This is a genomic window from uncultured Gimesia sp., assembly GCF_963972345.1.
GTDB lineage: Bacteria > Planctomycetota > Planctomycetia > Planctomycetales > Planctomycetaceae > Gimesia.
The window spans coordinates 1-20,291 of record NZ_CAXAVM010000074.1 but is presented as its reverse complement, the minus strand read 5'-3'; the positions used below and the strand labels follow the sequence as shown (position 1 = coordinate 20,291).

Below are 20,291 nucleotides of genomic sequence, written 5' to 3'. Positions count from 1 at the left end.
GCCAAATTGTCGGACATGAATCAGTGATTCCTATCAATAAGTTTCGTTCTTCTGCCTGCCATTGATCACCTGTTTGATTGCCCAGCAACCAGAGCGGTTTGTGAACTGACGATTTGAAGAGAACAGTCATTCGTGCATCCCCATCGTATCTGAATGCGGATTAAGAATTAATAAAATGAATGACAGAACGCTGTCTGATTTCGAAAACCCGTTCCCGGCAGTGATCGAAATTACTCTCAAAAGTGAAGCCCACCCCATCTGAATACATTACAATCACTGCCTGCACTCCTGTATTTAGGCATCTATGTTTCTGTTAACTCGATTGTTTTGGAACTGGTTGCCGAAGACGACAGGGATCTTATACGTCCAACCGCACTTTTCATTTTCTCCCTGACCTGGGTTAGTCGCAGATTTGTCAGACGAAGAGGAACTGATTTCGATTCTCGTGGCATAAAAATTGCGGAGTTTTCTGGTGTTACTGCAATGACAGTGTGTCATTGTCTTGCTTTTCGCGGAACGAAATGTCATTTAAAAATCAGGAGCATCGGAATGGGATTATTCTCCAGTAAAGAGTTTTCCAACTTAGAGGATTTATTTGTTGAGCAGATTCAGGATTTATACGATGCCGAAAACCGTCTCGTCGATGCCTTGCCCAAGATGGCTGAGGCCGCTTCCTGCCAGGAACTGAAGTCGGCGTTCCAGACGCATCTGGGCGAAACCAAAGAACATGTGAAACGCCTGGAGGCTGTCTTCAAGGGGATGGGCGTGGAGCCTAAGCGAGAATCCTGTGAAGCCATGAAAGGATTGATCAGCGAAGGTGAAGAAATGGTGCAGGCGAAGGGGGATTCCAATGTCAAAGATGCTGCCTTGATCGCCGCGGCTCAACGTGTAGAGCATTATGAAATGGCCGGTTACGGCTCTGCCCGCAATTTTGCCCAGCGTCTGGGAAAAACCAATCTGGCTGAAATCCTGCAGGAAACGCTGGACGAAGAAGGTAACGCTGACAAAATTCTGACTCAAATCGCCGAAGAATCGACGAATAAAGCAGCAGCCCGCGCCTGATGATAATATCTCCGCCTCCTCACTGCTGGAGATCGGCGTGGGGAGGCTTGTTTAATGGATTGTTTAAAACCGGAGTGATAACAGAGAATGCTATCACAGTTATCAATTAAGGGATTTGAACCATGAAAATACAAGTCTTATATGTTCTCTCTGCTGTCATTCCCGTGGCGACCTCAATGGTGTCCGCGGTCCAGTCAGACCTTAAAGAAACAGACTCTAAAACAACGCAGGCAGTAGCCGTAATAATGCCGACCAAAGAATTCAGTGTGAGTGGTATGGTTCAACTGAAACAGAGTAAAGGCATGGTACACCTCACGGGTAAAATCGAAGGGCTTTCACCGGGCAAGCATGGATTTCACATTCATGAGTTTGGTGATATCAGTGCCGTCGATGGCAGTTCCGCGGGGGGACATTATGCTCCTGAAGGTCATCAACATGGGAAACCTGGTAAAAAAGAACATCATGCTGGCGACCTGGGAAATATTACCGCCGATCAGAATGGCATCGCGGTGATCGATAAGCGGTCGGAGGATTTTAAGATTTCCGATGTGATTGGCCGCTCCATTGTCGTTCATGCCGGTGCCGATGATCTGACCAGTCAGCCTTCCGGAGATGCCGGTCCGCGCGCCGGTCTGGGCGTGATTGGAATTGCCAAATCAGAACCGAAAGCGAAAGCTGACTTACCGGCTCGAACCCGGGGATCGAATCGCCAGAAAACCCGTGCCTTTTAAGATAAACGTTTTTTAAAACAATGATTGCTCTTACCAGTTATTCGGGCTCGGCCAGATACCGTTCTGTAAATACAGGAAGGTTGGCTTCACAATCTGGCCGGGCCTTTATATCCTGAAACATATCACACTTAACAATAATGTCTCTCGATCTGTTATAATCAATCGAACTGGTCCGGGAGATGTTTGAGTAAAACGGGACACAGTCTTACGATATCATTTCAAACCACACTCCTGCATTGCAGGTGATTCGATCTTTCCAGATTATCATAATAATATAGACACAACGAACGTATCGCTTACCCGCCACTATGAAAGTGATTGAAATGCCTGCTGCGAGTGACGCTGTCAAGGCTAAGCTAATCTGTGCAGGAATTCTAATTTCTGGTTGTTCCGGTTCGCAATCAGCACTGAGTCCTGCAGGAGCAGGAGCCGAGCAGATTGCAAGTCTGTTCTGGTGGATGGCCGGTGGCGCAACAATCATCTGGGTGATCATGATCGCCCTGTCGATCTATACCCTGCATCTGAATCCTGACGCCCATCATCGGCAGAAATCCGCCCTGTTTATTATCGGGGGAGGTGCGATCGCTCCCACGATCATTCTGACCATTCTTTTGATCTATGGTTTAAATCTTCTGCCTGCACTGCTGGCTCGACCACCGGCGGGGACTCTGCAGATTGAGGTGCAGGGCTACCAATGGTGGTGGCGTGTGCGTTATCCAAATCAAAGCGGGGAGCCGATCGAACTGGCTAATGAAATTCGACTGCCTCGCGGCGAACCGGTTGAATTTATCCTCTCCAGCAAAGATGTCGTGCATTCGTTCTGGATTCCCTCACTGGGCGGAAAAGTAGACATGATTCCCGGCCGTACCACGCACCTCACCCTGCATCCCACCAAGACCGGACGTTTTCGGGGGGCCTGTGCTGAGTATTGTGGTGCGTCTCATGCCTACATGAATTTTACGGTCGATGTCGTCGAAAAAGCGGAGTATGACGAGTGGCTGGCGCAGCAGTCTGCAGACAGACTGGCACCGCGAAACGAAGCCGCTGAAAGAGGAGAGGAGCTATTCCTGCAAACGGGCTGTGGTGCCTGTCACACCATACGGGGAACGGAGGCCGACGGAACCATCGGACCGGATTTGACACATATCGGCAGTCGTAATTCCCTGGGAGCAGACATGTTTGTGAATAATCGGGAAAACCTTCAGAACTGGATCGCGCATGTCTCTGCATTAAAACCCGGTGTGAAGATGCCTGAATTTCGCGCGCTCAGTGACGATGAATATCAATCTCTGTCAAAGTATTTAGAACAACTGAAATGAAGCCGGACGATATGGATTCTGAACCCTCCAATTTGATCTCAGAGCAGGATCGTGATTCTGCAGAATACCGTCGGCAGTCTGCAGAGAGACTGTTGAAGGCCTGGGAAACGCCGCGCGGCTGGCGCTACTGGTCGGCAGTCAATAATTCCGAAGTGGGCTTGTGGTATACCGTCGCTTCGTTCTGTTTCTTTTTGTTTGGTGGCGTGCTGGCGCTGCTGATGCGGATTCAGCTTGCGGTGCCTGGTAATACATTTTTAACCGCTGATCAGTACAATCAGATCTTTACGATGCACGGCTCGGTGATGATGTTCCTGTTTGCCGTTCCCATTTTTGAAGCGTTTTCCATCATGGTGCTCCCTGAGATGCTGGGCGCACGCGATCTGCCTTTTCCCCGTTTGTCAGCGTACGGCTTCTACAGTTTCGTGATCGGTGGAATCTTTGTCTGTGGTTCCCTGTTTTTCGACGCCGCTCCCAAAGGGGGCTGGTTTATGTATCCCCCGCTGACGACTTCATATCAACCTGGCATAGGCGCTGATATCTGGTTACTGGGATTAACTTTCATTGAAATTGCCTCGATTGCTGCCGCGATTGAATTGATAGTGGGTGTCCTCAAATGTCGTCCCCCTGGAATGCGGATCAATCTGATTCCCCTGTATTGCTGGTACATCCTGGTTGTTGCGGGAATGATTCTGTTTGCCTTTCCGCCACTGATTGCAGGTGACATTCTGCTGGAGATGGAACGCGCGTTTGACTGGCCTTTCTTCGATCCCCAGCGGGGCGGTGACCCGCTGTTATGGCAGCATCTCTTCTGGATCTTTGGACATCCGGAAGTCTATATCGTGTTTCTGCCCTCGGTTGCTCTGATGGCGATGATGGTACCGACGTTTGCCAGAACTCCAATGGTCGGATACAGCTGGGTCGTGCTGTCGGCGGTGGGGACCGGTTTTCTCAGTTTCGGGTTGTGGGTCCATCATATGTTTACCACTGGTCTGCCTGGCATCTCGATCGGCATCTTTTCCGCGGCTTCGCAGGCCGTGGCGATTCCAACCGGAGTGCAACTCTTCTGTTTCCTGGCAACGTTTACTGCAGGAAATGTCAAACGCTCAGTCTGTCTGCATTTCATTTTTGCAGGTCTCGCGACGTTTATCATCGGCGGATTAACGGGAGTAATGGTGGCGGTGGCGCCCTTTGATTTTCAGGCGCATGATACTTTCTTCATCGTAGGCCATCTGCATTACGTTTTGATTGGAGGAACCATCTTTCCGATTATGGCGGGCTTTTACTATTTCTTTCCGCTGGTCAAGGGAAAACAGCTTTCGGAACGGATTGGCAGAATTGTTTTCTGGCTCGTATTGATCGGCTTCAATATTACATTTTTTCCTATGCATATCACCGGTTTACTGGGAATGCCCCGTCGCGTATTTACCTATCCTGCTGACATCGGCTTCGATACTCTGAACCTGATCTCCAGCCTGGGATCGATCATTCTGGCAGCCGGTTTCGTGCTCTTTTTATATGATGTCGTACGGCCTCGCAGGAACCAGCCGCTTTCGGAGCGAAATCCCTGGAAGGCGGGAACACTGGAGTGGCTGGCACAAATGCCGGATCAACCCTGGGGCGTACGCACGATTCCCATCATCAACAGTCGTTATCCGTTATGGGAACAACCTGACTTTGTGCGCGATGTAGATGAAGGTCGTTTTTATCTGCCCGACGCGGTGGAAGGGAGACGGGAGACGCTGGTCACAACGGTGATCGATGCGGAGCCCATCCAATGCCTGCGGGTAGGAGGGCCGACTTTTCTCACATTTTTTGCCGCATTATTTACGGGTGGGTTTTTTATTTTTGCGACCTATCACTGGTGGCTGGCTGCAATTCTCAGTGGATTGATCGCGATCGTTGTCATTCTGACCTGGGTCTGGACCGGCACCGCGGAAATACCCGAAAAAGAAATGAAAGATGTGGGGCTGGGACTCTCGTTGCCCTTGTATATTTCCGGTCCCAGTGCCGTCGGCTGGTGGGCCATGTTTATCACGATGACTGCTGACATCACGGCATTCGTCTCACTGATCTTTGGTTATTTCTTTTACTGGACGATTCACGATGATTTTCCTCCCCAACCGCTGCCGGGGCCGGGAGTCTTCTGGCCGGTCACGGGACTGGTACTGGTGATGATCGCGTATGGCTTGACGTTGCTCTCCCGACGTTGGAATCGGGCGGGGTATACCAGCGCCTTTTATCTGTCGCTCTCGCTGGCCGCCGTTTTTTCACTGGCAGGTGGCTGTGCGCTACTGGCCGGCCCCTGGTTGACCGGCCTTGATCCCACACAGCATGTCTACCCGGCAATCGTCTTGGTGTTGACGGGCTGGACTGTGTTGCATGTGATCCTGGGAATCATCATGCAATTGTACTGCCTGGCGAGAAGGGCGGCAGGGAAAATGACGGACCGCTGGGATGCGGACATTGTGAATGTCTCACTGTACTGGCATTTTCTGGCTTTGACTGTGGTTATGACTGTCGGCGTGATCGCAGGTTTTCCCAGTGTATCATGAGGACCATCATGGAGCAGGAACAACATCATTCTGAAAAATATCATGAAAGGCATGAACGCATCTGGTTCATGTTTCTACCACCGTTTGTCTGGGCGCTGCACCTGCTGGCCTGTTACCTGACCGCTGCGATCTGGTGCGCGAAATATTCCGGTTCGGCAAACAGTTTTACTACCGTGAGAATCGCGATTGGAATTTATACGCTATTGGCAATCGCCGTGATCGGCTACTCTGGCTGGAGCGGTTTTCGTCGACATCGACATCTTGCTGCAGATCTTTCTCATAATGACGATACGCCTCTGGATCGTTACCGCTTTCTGGGAATGGCAACTTTTCTGCTCGCCGCTTTGAGTACTGTTGCGACCTTGTTCGTAGCGACGGTGGCACTGTTTTTTGGAAATTGTGACTAATGAGAACTGGCATGACTGCAATCACGAAGACGAATCAAACGACAAGTGCGGATAACAACCATTCCTCTGCCAGTTATCGGAAGGTGCAGGTCTGGTTGCTGCTGGCAGGGCTGCTTAGCCTGGCGGTTGCCTGGTCGGGGCCACTTCCTGCGCTGGCACATCATGCGTTTTTTGCGCACATGACCATGCATATGCTGGTTGTGGCTGTAGCAGCTCCCTTGCTCAGTCTGGCTATTGCCGGCAGTCGGTTTGATCCCGTGATCAAGTACCCCGTGTTCTTCGCACCGATCCCGGCGTCGGTGGCAGAACTGATTATTGTCTGGGCATGGCATGCACCAGGGCTGCATCATCTGGCTCGGATGACAGCCTGGGGACTCGTTGCAGAACAGGGGTCCTTTCTGCTGGCGGGCGTCGCAGTCTGGATATCCGCTTTCGGCGGGACGATCCTCCGCAGTCGTGCGCGGAGTGCCGCGGGAGTAGTCGGGCTGCTGTTGACGTCCATGCATATGACCCTGCTGGGCGCTTTACTGGCACTCGCACCACGTTCGGTTTATACACATCATCAGGGATTTTCAACCATGTCTGCGCTGCAGGATCAGCATCTGGGAGGTGCAATCATGCTGGTCGTGGGCGGGATTGTTTACCTTTCCGGAGGGATCTGGCTTACAGTGGATTTATTGTGGATCAAAAGTCAGCGAGAGGAGTTGTCATCATGAAACGACGCTGGAAAATCATTGGTACTCTAGGCCTGGTTGCTGTCATCGGCGGCGCGCTGGTCGTCGTCAGTGGCGTGATTCCTGTGAAAGCCAGTTCGGGACACTGGGAAATCACCAGATGGTTTCTGAATTTTACCAAAGAGCGATCTGTCGCGACGCACAGCACCGGAATCAAAGTTCCTGACCTTGAGGATCGGGCACTGATCATTAAAGGAGCAGGCCATTATGAAACCGGTTGTCGCGTCTGTCACGGTAAACCGGACAGCGTGCGCCCGCGACTGGTATCGCTGATGACTCCCCAGCCGCCTGATTTGCAAAAAATCGTCCCGCAGCGTGAACCCCAGGAACTTTTCTATGTTGTGAAACACGGGATTAAAATGACAGGGATGCCTGCCTGGCCCGAACTGAAGCGCGATGATGAAATCTGGCCTGTCGTTGCGTTTCTGCTGCAATATTCTGAACTGGATCTTGCAGAATACGATGAACTGGTCTGGGGGGAACATCAAAAGCAGAGTGATCAGTCGATCGATTCAGCAGAAGGAACTTCTTTACCAGTTCCGCACCTGGTAATCGAAGAATGCGCGGGCTGTCATGGCGTAGACGGGCAGGGGAGGGGACTGGGCGTATTTCCCCGACTGGCAGGACAAAATGAGGCTTATTTACGGGTCTCCCTGGAAGCCTATCATCATGACAATCGCTTGAGCGGTACCATGGAGGTAATTGCCAGCAGGATGAATCAGAAAGAGATCCAGGAGATATCACGTTATTATTCTCGTCTGCCCCCGTTTCCTTCGAAGGAAAATCAGAACGGAGAAGCATCGAGTAACCGCGATTCTGAAGCAGAAGTTGCGTCATTTGAACGCGGTGCCGAGATCGCTGCAGAAGGCATTGCAGATCAGGATGTCCCCGCCTGTGCAGACTGTCACTCTACGACACGCAAGCCATTCAAAAATGCTTACCCGACTCTGATCGGACAGTACCAGGATTATCTCGCGCTGCAGATCAAACTGTTTCAAAACCGCAACCGCGGCGGTTCCAAGTCAGCCAATCTGATGCATGCGGCTGTCGACGGACTGAAGCCGGATCAGATTCGCGACGTCAGTTATTATTACTCGGTGCTTCCTGATAAAGAATAACCCGTTTCTCAAATCAGAATTGTCTGAACCGGTGAATTCCCGCCGAGCAGATTGTTCAAAGAGAGAACAGTCAAAGTCGATTCTCGCTGGCACAGACCGTCATTATTTCCGCGAAGGTTACCGAAGTCCTTGCGCTGAATGCTCTGATGATTTCCTGACGGAATTGGTACGCGAAATGCTGTGATCACTGATAAAAGACTTCTACGAAAAATCTTACGACTCATTTTATTTGACTCGAATCAGTAGCACAAAGGAAACGTATTATGCCCCGCCAACAGCCTACGCCGGAATTTCCTCCCCAGGGACTGGAAAAACCTGGAATTGAAGAAGCGATGGATCCTCATCCGCATTTCGAAGCCCCCGATTACCGAGCCGCAAATAAGCTGGAGGGAAAGGTAGCGTTGATTACAGGTGGAGATTCCGGAATCGGGCGTTCTGTCGCAACGTTGTTTGCCCGCGAAGGTGCCTGTATTGCGCTGACCTATCTGGAAGAAGAGCAGCAGGATGCGGAAGCCATTCGTAACTACATTCAACAGACGGTCGGCAGCAACGGTGGCTGTGATCAGGTCCTGCTGATTTGCGGTGATGTCACTGATGCTTCCTTCTGCAAGTCTGCGGTGGAGCAAACGGTATCCGAGTATGGTCACTTGGATATTCTTGTGAATAATGCCGCTTACCAGCAGCACCAGGATGGGATCGACGATATCAGTGAAGAACAGTGGGACCATACTTTCAAGACGAACATTTATGGATATTTTCATATGGTGCAGGCTGCTTTAAAGCATATGAAAGAGGGTGCGAATATCATCAATACCGGTTCGATCACCGGTCTGGAGGGCAGTGGTCGTCTGCTGGATTATTCAGCAACTAAAGGAGCGATCCATGCCTTTACCAAGTCTCTGGCCCAGAATCTGGTGGATCGGAAAATCCGGGTGAACTGTGTCGCGCCAGGACCGGTGTGGACGCCATTGAATCCGGCGGAACGTTCCGAGGAAGAAGTAAAGGACTTTGGTAGCGGCTCTCCCTATGGACGTCCCGCCCAGCCGGAAGAGATTGCGCCGGCTTACGTGTACTTCGCTTCCAACGCGGATTCCAGCTATGTCACCGGGGAAGTTCTGACCATCCTCGGAGGCGCGACGCGCGCCGGCTGAAATACAGGAAGCACCTGACTGAGTATCGTTCTTTCTGAACAGAGTTTAAGGTTAAATCACTAAGGAGATTATCATGGTGAAAAGTCATGGCCCCACCATCAAAGATGATGAGCAATATCAAACCCTTCGCGATAAAGGAATGAGTAAGGAAAAGGCAGCCCGCATTGCCAATTCCGATCGTCAGACAACCGGGAAACGGGGAGGCAAAGCAGGGAAATACGAAGACTGGACGAAAGAGGAGCTTTACAATAAAGCGAAAGAAGTCGGTATCGAAGGTCGTTCGAAGATGGACAAAGATGAATTAATTCATGCACTCAGAAATCACTGAGCATTCCCGTTTGGCTCATCACTCTGATCCAGCGGCAACGTAATCACGTTCTCTCGATGGATTCCAATGAATTCTTTAGAGTTCGTTGTTACGTTCAGCCGCTTTCTGAGTCAATTCCGTCAACCAGGACTCAGACCATCTCGACTGACTTTCTGCTCCCTTTTTTCGAACATACCCGGCGGGACCTGGTGCGGGCAGGATGCGATTGACAATGCCCAGCGCATCACCCATCAGGCCGGGACAGAGCGCATACAGTTTTTCAGCCAGCTTGACATGTAACCCCAGTACAAGAAATCCGTCATTGTGTTGACAGGCCTTGAGAATCTGTCGGGCTGCCTTTTCAGAACTCATGGAGATCAGAGGCAGGGAATCGCTTATTTTAAACAGAGCGTATTCTGCTTCATGCTGTCCTTTAAAGTACGCGTTCTGGGGGCTGCCCGTTCGCATCATACCGGGACAGACCGTTACAACGCCGATCCCCTCTTTTGCCAGTTCACTCCGCAATCCGAGCGAGTAGCCGACAAGGGCGAATTTACTGGCACTGTAGGGCAGCATGTGAGGCACACTGATGCGACCACCGATGGATGAGATATTCACGATGCGGCCAGCACCACGTTTCCGCATTCCGGGAAGGACCGCTTCGATTACATGTAACGGACCATAAAAATGGGTTTGCATTGTCTCCTGGTAATCCTGTCGCTCCATGGATTCCATCGGACCGACCTGAATGATGCCGGCATTGTTCACCACCACATCAATGCTGTTAAAATGCCGTTCAATCTGGGAGACCATCTCTTTGACCTGGTCCGGTTGAGTCACATCGCAGGTGATACAACTGACGTTGGCGCCATTTTCAAATAACTCTTTGCCTGCCCGCAGAAGTTTATCCTTATTGCGCCCACATAAAATCAGTTTCGCCCCTTGCGCTGCAAACTGACGCGCCAGCACCAGGCCCAGTCCGCGGGAACCTCCCGTTATTAAGACAGTGCGGCCTGACAGGTTTAAGCGATTCATCCGCCGGTAAAGAGAACGTCCTGCCAAAGCCAGTCCGAGACCGGCAGATGCCCATACGAGTTGTTGTTTTAAGCTGGATTTCATGTCTGTAATACTACCTTAATGCACTCGTCCTGCTTCTGTTCAAAAATCCGATACATGTCCGCAGCCTGTTCGAGTGAACTGCGATGTGTAATCAGGAACGAAGGATCGAGTTCGCCTTCACGAATATATTCAAGCAATCGTGGTAAATAACGATGCACGTGTGTCTGGCCCATTCGCAACTGCAGTCCTTTTCCGAATGCCGCCCCAATAGGAACTTTGTCCAGAAAGCCGCCATAAACACCGGGGATCGAAACGGTTCCTCCTTTGCGACAACTATGGATGACCTGCCGCAAGACATGCCCGCGGTCTGTTTCCAGCAGCAGTTTCTCTGCAGCCAGGTCATACCACGCATCCAGAGTCGTGCCGTGCGCTTCGCTGCCAACGGCATCGATACAGGAATCCGGTCCGCGTCCGCCCGTTAATTCCTGAAGCATGGTGAATACGTCCACTTCTTCGTAATTGAGCGTTTTGGCTTTGCAATATTCCCGGGCCAGTTTCAAGCGTTCGGGGAAGCGATCAATGGCAATCACCTGTCCTGCCCCTAATTTATAGGCACTCCAGATGGCAAACAGTCCCACAGGACCACAACCCCAGACCGCGACCGTGTCACCTTCTCTGATCTGACAATTTTCAGCAGCCATAAAGCCGGTAGGGAAAATGTCTGACAGGAACAGTACCTGCTCATCGGAGAGCCCTTCAGGCACAGTGATCGGCCCGACATCAGCGAAGGGCACGCGTACGTATTCCGCCTGCCCGCCAGCATAGCCTCCCAGCATGTGTGAATACCCGAACAGTCCAGACGGAGAGTGACCGTATAGTTTTTCCACCATCCAGGCATTGGGGTTCGAATTATCGCAGAGAGACCAGAGATCGTGTTTGCAGAAATAGCAGCCGCCACAGGCAATCGTAAAGGGGACGACGACTCGATCACCGATCTGGAGATTCGACACTTCGTGCCCCACGGCGACGACTTCTCCCATGAATTCATGGCCGAGAATATCTCCCGCATGCATCGTCGGAATTCGTCCCGTATAAAGATGCAGGTCCGATCCGCAAATGGCTGTAATACTGACTTTCACGATGGCGTCGCGGGGATTTACAATCTGTGGATCGGGAAATGTTTCTACACGAATGTCTTCTTTTCCATGCCAGGAAACAGCTCTCATGATAATCTCACATCTGTTAAATGGTTATTGGAAGTGGTGGCTCCTGTTTAAAACACGAGCAAGGAGATCGACAATTATGATTTATCTACCTTCAGATCGAACATCACCGGTTTCTGGATCTGACCCGGTTCCGGTGCGATCGCGTTCGTCGCAATCTCACCCGCCTCAAGAAGTTGTTTAAATTCCCTCAGATCCTGATTCAATTCCGTCTGAAGATCCTGTCCCAGCAGATGCGCGATTTGAGTGACGATTTGTCCGCCGGGGGGATTGTACATGATCGAAACCACAAGTTCCGTGCCGGCGCCCGTAGACGAATCTTTAAAATGAACAGAACCTGCGGTATCCACCTGAGAACCGGGTAATGACTGCCAGGCGATCACTTCCCCCGGTTTGTCTGTGATAATCTCGGCTTCCCACTGCAGCGTTTTTCCGAATGGCGCGCGGGCCACCCATTCAGAACGCTTTTCATCGATCACTGTCACCGATTCCAGGTGCTGCATGATTTGGGGAAGGTTTTCCAGATTTCGCCAGAACTCGTAAATTTCCTGGCGATCACGATTGATGTGCAGGGCACTATGTACTTTGCTTCCCTGGTGCGAGGCAACACCGGGTCGCGTTCGCTGTGATTCAGCCGTGTTAATACCCAGACCTTCATACAGGTGACAGTGCCCCGTCCACCCGCGATATAGCAGTGAGGCTCCTGCGGCCACGCCCAGTAAACCTGCGCCCGAACCACGTCTCAATCCCATCAAGAGCAGGCTTCCCCCTCCCAGTAACGAAAGCACACGCTCGCTGTTAGCGACATTCTGTGAGAGAGGGCATTGTTTTGCCGATTGACTGGAAGAACACGTTGAATTCATTAATCCCGTTTTCATCTTTCCTCCCTGTTTTATTATCTAGCGACACCCGTACCAAAAGCGCGCTCACTGGTAAGCAGACTCACGCAACCTCCGCTCAGAATCACTTCACTGGCATGAACTAATCATTCCCATTTGCTAATAGCAGCAAATATAGCGAGCAAATCGCGGGCCACTACACAGGATCGGTGAGAAACAAAGTTCGACCAGCGTTCCTGAGCGGTAATATTTCCTGTAATGCCGTGGCTTGTCGCGTTTTCCGGTTCTTCTCACTGCCTGAGTCGATGCGCGTGATGCTTATTCTTCGACTTATCTGTTTCTGGTCTATCAACGCGCACGATGCGCCATGGGCGATCAATGATTCCGGCTTATTTAAGCGGGTGGAAATTTGCTTCTGAAACGCGAAAACGGCGATTTGATAATAGTTTAAAATCTTCTGTTCTGACTGGCTCATCATTTGCAAGGGTGTTTCTCGCTGCGAAGGGCAATTGATTCCGACGTGTTTTCTCTCAGTTTCTGCGAGTTAAAAATGAGACGTCGGGAGATACGAGACAGGAGCCCTTTCAGTGGATGTTACTTGATATGTCTAAAATTGTTTGACAGTCACCATTACACAAACTTTTTTGAGATGGTGGCATAGGAAAATACATACGAGGTTCACATTGAACTAAGGAGAGAAAATGCGGATCGCCCAGGTTTCACCATTGATTGAAAGCGTTCCTCCACAGACCTATGGGGGAATTGAAAGAGTGGTCTCGAATCTGACGGAATCACTTGTTAAGGAAGGGCACGATGTCACCTTATTTGCATCGGGAGATTCAAAAACGACCGCCGATCTGTATGCGATTATAGAGCAATCGCTGCGTTTATCTCAGACGCCGCGAGATCCGGAGATCGCTCAGATCATTCAACTGGAAAAGCTGATCCAGATGCGTGACCGCTTTGATATTATCCATTTTCATATCGAAACGATTCATTTTCCCCTGGTGCGTCATCTTGACATCCCGCATGTGACCACACTGCATTCCCGCCTGGACCGACCGGATGTGATTTCCCTGTACCAGGAATTTCCAGAAGTGCCTGTTGTCTCTATCTCAGATGCGCAGCGGCGTTTTATTCCTGATGCCAACTGGGTCTCAACCGTGTATAATGGAATTCCCGTTAATGAAAAGTACAATGACAGCCCCGGAGATTACCTGCTGTTTCTGGGAAGATTCTGTCCCGATAAAGGTCCGGAAGAAGCGATTGATATCGCTCTGAAATCCAACACCCATCTGAAGATGGCAGCCAAGGTGGATGCGACTGATAAAGCCTATTTCGAATCCCGGATCAAGCCCTTTCTGGAGCATCCCCTGATTGAATATCTGGGGGAAGTCGGTGAGCCCCAAAAATCAGAACTGATATGTGGTGCCCGCGCCCTGTTGTTTCCCATCAAATGGCCAGAACCGTTCGGTCTGGTCATGACCGAAGCGATGGCCTGTGGCACTCCCGTGATTGCCTTCATGGAAGGTTCTGTCCCGGAAGTCGTCAAACCTGGCGTGAGCGGGTTTATTGTGGAGACGGTACAAGAAGCGGTTGCAGCGGTTTCAAAAATCAGCCAGCTGGATCGACGGCTCTGCCGAAAGTATTTTGAAAACCGTTTTACCTGTCAGCACATGGCACAAGGCTACCTGCAAACTTATCAGAACGTACTCGCTGAGTGGAAGAGAAAAGCACATCCCAGCAAACCTGTCTTTAAAAACCAGGACCATCATGCTTCATCAGCAACGCAGCCCGTAATTTCAAAGGGAATTGCTTTTCAAAAGTAAAGTACAGCTCAGACAAGCTGTCGGCCTTAACTGGAAAAGAACACCCTATGGATGACGTCATTCAAATCGACGATCAGTGGTATTACGCTGCCGGTTCACAGAAAACCGACTCTCGAAATCAGGTTCTAAAACAGGGAGACACCTTTGCCGTGCTTGACCTGCTGGGGGATATCTCCCGTACCGGGCTCGGAGAGCAGGGGGTGTATCACCTGGGGACGAGACATCTTTCTCACTGGGAACTGCTGATCAACGATCGTCGGCCCATGCTGTTGAATTCTACGATGAAAGAGGACAATAGCGTATTGATGGTTGAACTGACAACGCCTGATATCCACGAGGGAGACCGTCTGGTGTTACCGAAAGGGCAACTGCATGCTTCCCGTTCCATCATCATTGAAGGCGCCATCCTGTATGAAAACCTGAGACTGACGAACTATTCCAATGCGCCACTGGTTTTCGAAATAAAATATCACTATGCGGCTGATTTTTTCGATATTTTTGAAGTGCGCGGGAATCATCGCAGTCGGCGGGGATCGGTGCTGCCTGTCGAAGTCAATTCTGACTCCGCCCTGCTTAAATATCGGGGGCTGGATCAAATCGAACGCAGCACGGAAATTGATGTCCAGGGAAAGGAGCAAACCGTCTCTGACAAAGAAGCGAACATTCGCATTCAACTTCAGCCAGGTGAATCCGATACTCTGCGGACCATCGTCGCCTGCCAGAATGACCAGATCCCGGTTACGAAACGCAGCCATCAACAGGCGATCCAACAGGTTTCGACTTTTATCGATCAGTTCAATCTGGAGAGAACCTGCATCGAAACTTCGAATGAGCAGTTTAATGACTGGATCAACCGTTCCACCTCCGATCTGATGATGCTGACGTCTGAAACCCCCCATGGTCCTTATCCTTATGCGGGGGTCCCCTGGTTTTCCACTCCTTTCGGACGTGATGGAATCATTACTGCTCTGCAGACGTTGTGGATTCATCCACAGCTTTCAAAAGGCGTTCTCAACTTTCTGGCAGCCACGCAGGCTACAGAACTCGATTCTGTTGCTGAATCAGAACCAGGAAAGATATTTCATGAAATCCGTGAAGGGGAAATGGCGGCTTTAGGCGAGATTCCCTTTCGGCGTTATTACGGGACTGTGGATGCCACTCCCTTGTTTGTGATCCTGGCTGCCCATTATTACTGGCGGACAGGAGATCTGGAGTTCCTGGAAAAAATCTGGACGAATATCAAACGCGCCATCGCATGGATCGACAGCTATGGAGATCCCGACCGCGATGGTTTTCTCGAGTACATGAGGCAGAATGAAGATGGCTTAAAGCAACAGGGCTGGAAAGACTCGGATGATTCCGTCTTTCACGCTGATGGAAAAAATGCAGAAGGCGCCATCGCACTCAGCGAAGTTCAGGGATATGTGTATGCTGCAAAAAACAGGGCCGCTGACCTGGCAGAAATCTTTGGTGAGAAAGAATGGGCCAACCAGCTGCGTGCAGAGTCAGTCGATCTGAAAAAAAAGTTTAATGAACGGTTCTGGGTCGATGCGATTGGAACCTTTGCCATTGCCCTGGATGGAGATAAAAATCCCTGTGCCGTTAAAAATTCCAACGCCGGTCATCTCCTGTATAGCGGGATTGTGGAAGAACAGTACGTCAAGCGACTCGCAGAGACGTTGATGGATGAGGATACCTTCAACGGCTGGGGCATTCGCACCATTTCCCGCGGGGAATTGAGATATAATCCGATGTCCTATCATAACGGCTCCATCTGGCCCCATGATACTGCCCTGTGTGCTGCCGGCCTGTCGCGTTATGGATATCAGTCAGAGTGTACCCGACTGCTGGCAGGGATGTTCGATGTCTCCTGTTTTCTGGAATGGCATCGCTTGCCGGAACTCTTTTGCGGTTTCGACCGAATCAACGGACACGCACCGACCTTGTATCCGGTCGCCTGTGCTCCCCAGGCCTGGGCCGCTGGTTCCGTGTTCATGCTGCTGCAATCCTGTCTGGGTCTCAAGTTCTATTCCCATCTGTCTGAAATCCGCTTTGAAAATCCCATGTTGCCGCCTGCCATTCAGTGGATCTCGATCAAAAATCTGCGCATGGGTGAAGCAACCATCGACTGCACCTTGCGTCGTCACCCTCGTGATGTGGGGATGAATGTGGATCGGAAAGAAGGCAATGTGAAAATTGTTCTGGTCTCCTGAGACAGATTGTCGCCCTTAATCCTCGATCTACTAATCAGCTTACTCAGAACAGGAAATTTCCTGTTGCTCCCAATCCTAAAGGTACGGGAATTGCGTGAATTAAAATCAGCCACAGATGGGAATGACCGTTCAAACAAAAAGATCCTGTCTGGCAGGAAGATTATCCGTAAAGCGGAAGCAAACCGGACTTCCGGCTGGTTGCAGAGCGTCCGGTCTGAAGGCTCAAGCGACAGTCGCAACCAGCGTCAAACTATTGAAATCCATGAAGAGAACAATGTGTCCTGGCAACATCCAAAAAAACTCTCATCAACTGGAATGAAATTATGAATCCGATTCCACAATTGCAGAAATGGGACAGTACTCTTGATTTGTTGAGAGACCCTTATGGATTCATTTCCAGAAACTGTCAGAACGAACAGTCCGATCTGTTTGAGGCGCGACTGTTGTTGCAGAAAACGTTCTGCATGCGAGGACAGGAAGCCGCTCAGGTGTTTTATGATCCCGATCTTTTTTGTCGAGCGGGAGCGGCACCCAGGGCAGTCATGAAAACGTTGTTTGGCCAGGGAGGCGTTCAGGGGCTGGATGAAGACGCACATCGACATCGCAAGCAGATGTTTTTGTCGATCATGACGACCGAGCAGATCGATCATTTAGAAGTGCTGACGGAACGACAGCTGTCAGCAGCCGTACCTCGCTGGAAAGAGATGGCGGAAGTACCTCTGTACGAAGAATTCCAACGGGCACTGACAATCGCTGTCTGCGACTGGGCAGGGGTTCCCCTCGCGGATTCCGAAGTGGAGTTACGAACCAGGCAGTTGACGTCACTGTTCCACGATGCAGCGAAAATCGGCATGGGACATTTTCGTGCACGTATGGCGCGGCGACAGACGAATGCCTGGATCACAGACTTGATAAAACAAATCCGAGCCCAGGAGATTTCGCTCCCCGCACACAGCCCGGCGTCGACCATCGCCTGGCATCGTGATCTGAAAAATAATCTGCTGGAACCGCAAGTCGCCGCCGTCGAACTGTTGAATCTATTGAGACCGGTCGTCGCGATTTCCGTGTATATGACGTTAATCGCCCATGCTCTGCATTTTCATCCCGATTGTCGGGAAAAACTGAAATCTGGTTCTGATGAATATGTACGAGCTTTTGTGCAGGAAGTGCGACGCTACTATCCATTTTTTCCTTTTACAGCGGCGATTGTGCAGACTTATTTTGAATGGAACGGTTTTGAATTTCCACGGGGGAAGCGTGTACTGCTCGATTTGTATGGCACGAATCACGACGGTCGCATCTGGAAAGAGCCGGAGCTGTTTCAACCCGATCGATTTTCGCAGCGGGAACCGACTCCCTATGATTTCATCCCCCAGGGAGGTGGTGAATATGCGTTAAATCATCGCTGCCCGGGAGAATGGATCACGGTCAGTCTGATGCAACTGACTTCTCGGTTTCTGACACAAAAGATTCACTATGAAGTGCGAGATCAGAAACTGGAGATCGACTTCTCTCAAATGCCGGCTTTACCGCGAGACCCGTTCATGATTTCCTCGGTACGTGCCGCAGGAAGTCAGCCCGTGGCCACGTCGCCTTCTCAGCCGCATCGCGTCCGGATTTAACAGAAGTCTCAATGGAAGCACGGTCGCTGAATAGAGTTCATTTAAATTATGATAACCCGGAACGGAGACCATTTCAGAAATGGCTTATCCGTCGTTCATTTAAACAGGAGAATCAGTCATGGCATATGTCAGTATCAATCCTCTCACCAATGAAACACTCAAGGAATATGATCCGCTCACGCGGGAACAGACAGTCGAGGCGATTGAGCAGGCTGATGAGGCTTTCGATTGCTGGCGGCATACTTCCTTTGACGAACGTAAAAACCTGATGTTGCAGTATGCAGCAGGACTGCGAGAGCGCATCGATGAGTTTTCCAGGCTGATTACACTGGAGATGGGCAAACGAATCTCAGAAAGCCGCGAAGAAATCAATTTCTGTGCGGAAATTGCCGAGTTCTACGCCAATGGTGCTGAAAAGTTTCTGGCCGACCAGCCTATGGAAGTCGACGATGCGGATGCGTATGTGCAATATGCACCGATTGGCGTTCTGTTGGGGATAATGCCCTGGAACTTTCCCTTTTACCAGGTCACGCGGTTCGCCGCTCCGAATATCATGGCAGGAAATACGGTTCTGGTAAAACATGCCAGCAACGTTCCGCAGTGTGCGCAGGCTATTCATGATCTGTTCAGAGACTGCGGTGCACCCGAGGGTGTTTTCACAAATCTTTTTATTCCCAAGGAATTCATCAAGTCTGTCATCGAAGACGACCGCATTCAGGGCGTTTCACTGACGGGCAGTGATAAGGCAGGTGCGATCGTCGCCGGAGAGGCAGGGCACAAACTCAAGCGTTCGGTTCTGGAACTGGGCGGCAACGATCCGTTTATTGTGCTGGAAGATGCGGATATGGAACATGTGATTAAAATGGCCGTCCAGGGAAGAATGACAAATACAGGGCAATCCTGTGCAGCTTCAAAACGATTTATAATTGTCCAGAAAGTTGCCGATGAATTCCTGTCTGCCTTTAAAGAGGAAATGTCTAAACTCAAGCTGGGTGATCCGCTCGATCCGGAAACCGATGTGGCGCCACTGTCGACCGAGGAGGCTGCGGTCAACCTGGATGAAATGGTGCAGAAAACCATCAATGCCGGCGCAACCGTCGTGCTGGGGGGAGGACGGCCCGACCGTGAGGGCGCATTCTATAACCCGACCATTCTGACCGACATCACCCGCGATATGCCGACTTATGATCAGGAATTATTCGGTCCCGTCGCGAGTGTCTATGTTGTTAAAGATGAAAAAGAAGCGATCCAGGTTGCCAATGATTCGTCTTACGGACTGGGTGGCTCTGTCTATACCAAGGATATTGACCGGGCCCGTCACGTGGCGGAACAGGTCGATACGGGCATGATGTTCATTAATCAGCCGACAAACTCGCAGGCAGAATTACCATTCGGAGGTACAAAACATTCCGGCTACGGTCGTGAGCTGTCTCATCTCGGGATTCTGGAATTTGTCAATAAAAAACTGATTCATGCGATGAAATCCTGAGTGTCTGTCAGTTCGCTGAATTTTTGAAATGAAACAAAATAGCTCGTCTGAGAGGAAAGGAAAAGAGAATATGCAATCGCGACAATTTCAGCTCACAGGCTATCCCGAGGGACTGCCGACTCTGGATCACTTTGAACTGGTCGAAACCGAACTCAAGTCTCCCGGGGAAAATGAATTTCTGGTGCAAAACGAATGGCTGTCCGTCGATCCTTACATGCGGGGACGGATGCGTGAAGGTGAGAGCTATGTGAAGCCGTTTCAGATTGGTGAGCCGATGGAAGGCGCGTGCGTTGGCAAGGTAATAGAATCCCGGAATCAGGAGTTTTCCGAGGGGGATTATGTGCTGGGTAACCAGGGCTGGCGGGATGTCTGGCTGTCTGATGGAACCGGGGTGATGAAAGTCGATCCCGAAGCGGTTCCTCTGCAGGCTTACCTGGGTATTCTGGGGATGACCGGTATGACCGCTTACGTAGGACTGCTGAAGATCGGCGAACTGAAAGAGGGAGACCGCGTCTTTGTATCAGCGGCATCCGGTGCCGTTGGTTCGACTGTCTGCCAGATTGCAAAACTTCACGGTTGCTTCGTAGTGGGAAGTGCCGGCTCAAAACAGAAGATCGACTGGTTGAAAGACAAAGC

Annotated in this window: 18 protein-coding genes; 15 read left to right on the top strand and 3 right to left on the bottom strand. The window is 50.7% G+C overall.

The window, feature by feature from the left end; genetic code table 11:
- The first annotated feature begins 549 nt into the window (after nt 1-549).
- The 9 genes from AACZ40_RS14090 to AACZ40_RS14050 all read left to right on the top strand — a co-directional run bounded on the left by AACZ40_RS14090 (nt 550) and on the right by AACZ40_RS14050 (nt 9,402).
- Complete coding sequence (locus AACZ40_RS14090) at nt 550-1,062, top strand: ferritin-like domain-containing protein (protein ID WP_291173023.1); 513 nt, start codon at nt 550-552, stop codon at nt 1,060-1,062.
- A gap of 122 nt (nt 1,063-1,184) precedes the next feature.
- Nucleotides 1,185-1,793 carry a superoxide dismutase family protein gene (locus AACZ40_RS14085; protein WP_291173026.1) on the top strand — a complete coding sequence of 203 codons (609 nt, stop codon included), beginning with the start codon at nt 1,185-1,187 and terminating at the stop codon, nt 1,791-1,793.
- Nucleotides 1,794-2,116: 323 nt separating this feature from the next.
- Complete coding sequence (gene coxB, locus AACZ40_RS14080) at nt 2,117-3,112, top strand: cytochrome c oxidase subunit II (protein ID WP_291173029.1); 996 nt, start codon at nt 2,117-2,119, stop codon at nt 3,110-3,112.
- An 11-nt stretch (nt 3,113-3,123) separates the two neighbouring features.
- Complete coding sequence (gene ctaD, locus AACZ40_RS14075) at nt 3,124-5,664, top strand: cytochrome c oxidase subunit I (protein WP_339674699.1); 2,541 nt, start codon at nt 3,124-3,126, stop codon at nt 5,662-5,664.
- Nucleotides 5,661-6,071 (top strand): hypothetical protein, encoded by a 411-nt coding sequence (locus tag AACZ40_RS14070; RefSeq protein WP_339674697.1) that lies wholly within the window; start codon nt 5,661-5,663, stop codon nt 6,069-6,071. The genes ctaD and AACZ40_RS14070 overlap by 4 nt, the downstream gene beginning before the upstream one ends.
- A gap of 11 nt (nt 6,072-6,082) precedes the next feature.
- Nucleotides 6,083-6,787: a cytochrome c oxidase assembly protein gene (locus AACZ40_RS14065; RefSeq protein WP_291173035.1), complete on the top strand. Its 705-nt coding sequence runs from the start codon at nt 6,083-6,085 to the stop codon at nt 6,785-6,787.
- The gene (locus AACZ40_RS14060) at nt 6,784-7,923 is read left to right on the top strand and encodes a c-type cytochrome (protein ID WP_291173037.1); all 1,140 of its coding nucleotides are present in this window, start codon (nt 6,784-6,786) and stop codon (nt 7,921-7,923) included. The genes AACZ40_RS14065 and AACZ40_RS14060 overlap by 4 nt, the downstream gene beginning before the upstream one ends.
- Before the next feature lie 263 nt (nt 7,924-8,186).
- A complete protein-coding gene (locus AACZ40_RS14055; protein ID WP_291173039.1) occupies nt 8,187-9,074 on the top strand; it encodes an SDR family oxidoreductase in 888 nt (295 codons plus the stop codon).
- A 73-nt stretch (nt 9,075-9,147) separates the two neighbouring features.
- On the top strand, nt 9,148-9,402 hold the full coding sequence (locus tag AACZ40_RS14050; RefSeq protein WP_291173041.1) for a Rho termination factor N-terminal domain-containing protein: 255 nt from the start codon (nt 9,148-9,150) through the stop codon (nt 9,400-9,402).
- A 75-nt stretch (nt 9,403-9,477) separates the two neighbouring features.
- Here AACZ40_RS14050 and AACZ40_RS14045 read toward each other — a convergent pair whose 3' ends face one another.
- The 3 genes from AACZ40_RS14045 to AACZ40_RS14035 form a co-directional block, all read right to left on the bottom strand.
- A complete protein-coding gene (locus tag AACZ40_RS14045) occupies nt 9,478-10,500 on the bottom strand; it encodes an SDR family NAD(P)-dependent oxidoreductase (RefSeq protein WP_291173044.1) in 1,023 nt (340 codons plus the stop codon).
- Entirely contained in the window at nt 10,497-11,666 is a 1,170-nt protein-coding gene (locus AACZ40_RS14040) for a zinc-dependent alcohol dehydrogenase (protein WP_291173047.1), read from the bottom strand. Before AACZ40_RS14040 ends, AACZ40_RS14045 begins: the two co-directional genes overlap by 4 nt.
- Nucleotides 11,667-11,740: 74 nt before the next feature.
- Nucleotides 11,741-12,541: an SRPBCC family protein gene (locus tag AACZ40_RS14035; RefSeq protein WP_291173050.1), complete on the bottom strand. Its 801-nt coding sequence runs from the start codon at nt 12,539-12,541 to the stop codon at nt 11,741-11,743.
- Between the two features lie 662 nt (nt 12,542-13,203).
- On the opposite strand from AACZ40_RS14035, the gene AACZ40_RS14030 reads away from it, so the two are divergent.
- From AACZ40_RS14030 to AACZ40_RS14005, 6 genes are all read left to right on the top strand, one after another.
- Nucleotides 13,204-14,331, top strand: coding sequence for a glycosyltransferase family 4 protein (locus tag AACZ40_RS14030; RefSeq protein ID WP_291173053.1), 1,128 nt, complete (start codon nt 13,204-13,206; stop codon nt 14,329-14,331).
- 47 nt (nt 14,332-14,378) lie between these two features.
- Nucleotides 14,379-16,544: an amylo-alpha-1,6-glucosidase gene (locus tag AACZ40_RS14025; RefSeq protein ID WP_291173056.1), complete on the top strand. Its 2,166-nt coding sequence runs from the start codon at nt 14,379-14,381 to the stop codon at nt 16,542-16,544.
- Between the two features lie 90 nt (nt 16,545-16,634).
- The gene (locus AACZ40_RS14020) at nt 16,635-16,871 is read left to right on the top strand and encodes a hypothetical protein (protein WP_291173059.1); all 237 of its coding nucleotides are present in this window, start codon (nt 16,635-16,637) and stop codon (nt 16,869-16,871) included.
- Complete coding sequence (locus AACZ40_RS14015; RefSeq protein WP_291173062.1) at nt 16,868-18,166, top strand: cytochrome P450; 1,299 nt, start codon at nt 16,868-16,870, stop codon at nt 18,164-18,166. Before AACZ40_RS14020 ends, AACZ40_RS14015 begins: the two co-directional genes overlap by 4 nt.
- Before the next feature lie 118 nt (nt 18,167-18,284).
- Nucleotides 18,285-19,655, top strand: coding sequence for an NAD-dependent succinate-semialdehyde dehydrogenase (locus AACZ40_RS14010; RefSeq protein WP_291173065.1), 1,371 nt, complete (start codon nt 18,285-18,287; stop codon nt 19,653-19,655).
- Nucleotides 19,656-19,725: 70 nt separating this feature from the next.
- A partial coding sequence (locus tag AACZ40_RS14005) for an NADP-dependent oxidoreductase (protein ID WP_339674693.1) occupies nt 19,726-20,291 on the top strand: 566 nt, incomplete at its 3' end.

Bases quoted from the DNA above. Each gene is read 5' to 3' on its own strand.
- AACZ40_RS14055 (WP_291173039.1), top strand. From the start codon at position 8,187: ATGCCCCGCCAACAGCCTACGCCGGAATTTCCTCCCCAGGGACTGGAA.
- AACZ40_RS14030 (WP_291173053.1), top strand. From the start codon at position 13,204: ATGCGGATCGCCCAGGTTTCACCATTGATTGAAAGCGTTCCTCCACAG.
- AACZ40_RS14070 (WP_339674697.1), top strand. From the start codon at position 5,661: ATGAGGACCATCATGGAGCAGGAACAACATCATTCTGAAAAATATCAT.
- AACZ40_RS14090 (WP_291173023.1), top strand. From the start codon at position 550: ATGGGATTATTCTCCAGTAAAGAGTTTTCCAACTTAGAGGATTTATTT.
- AACZ40_RS14035 (WP_291173050.1), bottom strand. From the start codon at position 12,541: ATGAAAACGGGATTAATGAATTCAACGTGTTCTTCCAGTCAATCGGCA.
- AACZ40_RS14025 (WP_291173056.1), top strand. From the start codon at position 14,379: ATGGATGACGTCATTCAAATCGACGATCAGTGGTATTACGCTGCCGGT.
- AACZ40_RS14085 (WP_291173026.1), top strand. From the start codon at position 1,185: ATGAAAATACAAGTCTTATATGTTCTCTCTGCTGTCATTCCCGTGGCG.
- ctaD (WP_339674699.1), top strand. From the start codon at position 3,124: ATGGATTCTGAACCCTCCAATTTGATCTCAGAGCAGGATCGTGATTCT.
- AACZ40_RS14015 (WP_291173062.1), top strand. From the start codon at position 16,868: ATGAATCCGATTCCACAATTGCAGAAATGGGACAGTACTCTTGATTTG.
- AACZ40_RS14060 (WP_291173037.1), top strand. From the start codon at position 6,784: ATGAAACGACGCTGGAAAATCATTGGTACTCTAGGCCTGGTTGCTGTC.
- AACZ40_RS14040 (WP_291173047.1), bottom strand. From the start codon at position 11,666: ATGAGAGCTGTTTCCTGGCATGGAAAAGAAGACATTCGTGTAGAAACA.
- AACZ40_RS14010 (WP_291173065.1), top strand. From the start codon at position 18,285: ATGGCATATGTCAGTATCAATCCTCTCACCAATGAAACACTCAAGGAA.
- AACZ40_RS14045 (WP_291173044.1), bottom strand. From the start codon at position 10,500: ATGAAATCCAGCTTAAAACAACAACTCGTATGGGCATCTGCCGGTCTC.
- AACZ40_RS14050 (WP_291173041.1), top strand. From the start codon at position 9,148: ATGGTGAAAAGTCATGGCCCCACCATCAAAGATGATGAGCAATATCAA.
- coxB (WP_291173029.1), top strand. From the start codon at position 2,117: ATGCCTGCTGCGAGTGACGCTGTCAAGGCTAAGCTAATCTGTGCAGGA.
- AACZ40_RS14065 (WP_291173035.1), top strand. From the start codon at position 6,083: ATGACTGCAATCACGAAGACGAATCAAACGACAAGTGCGGATAACAAC.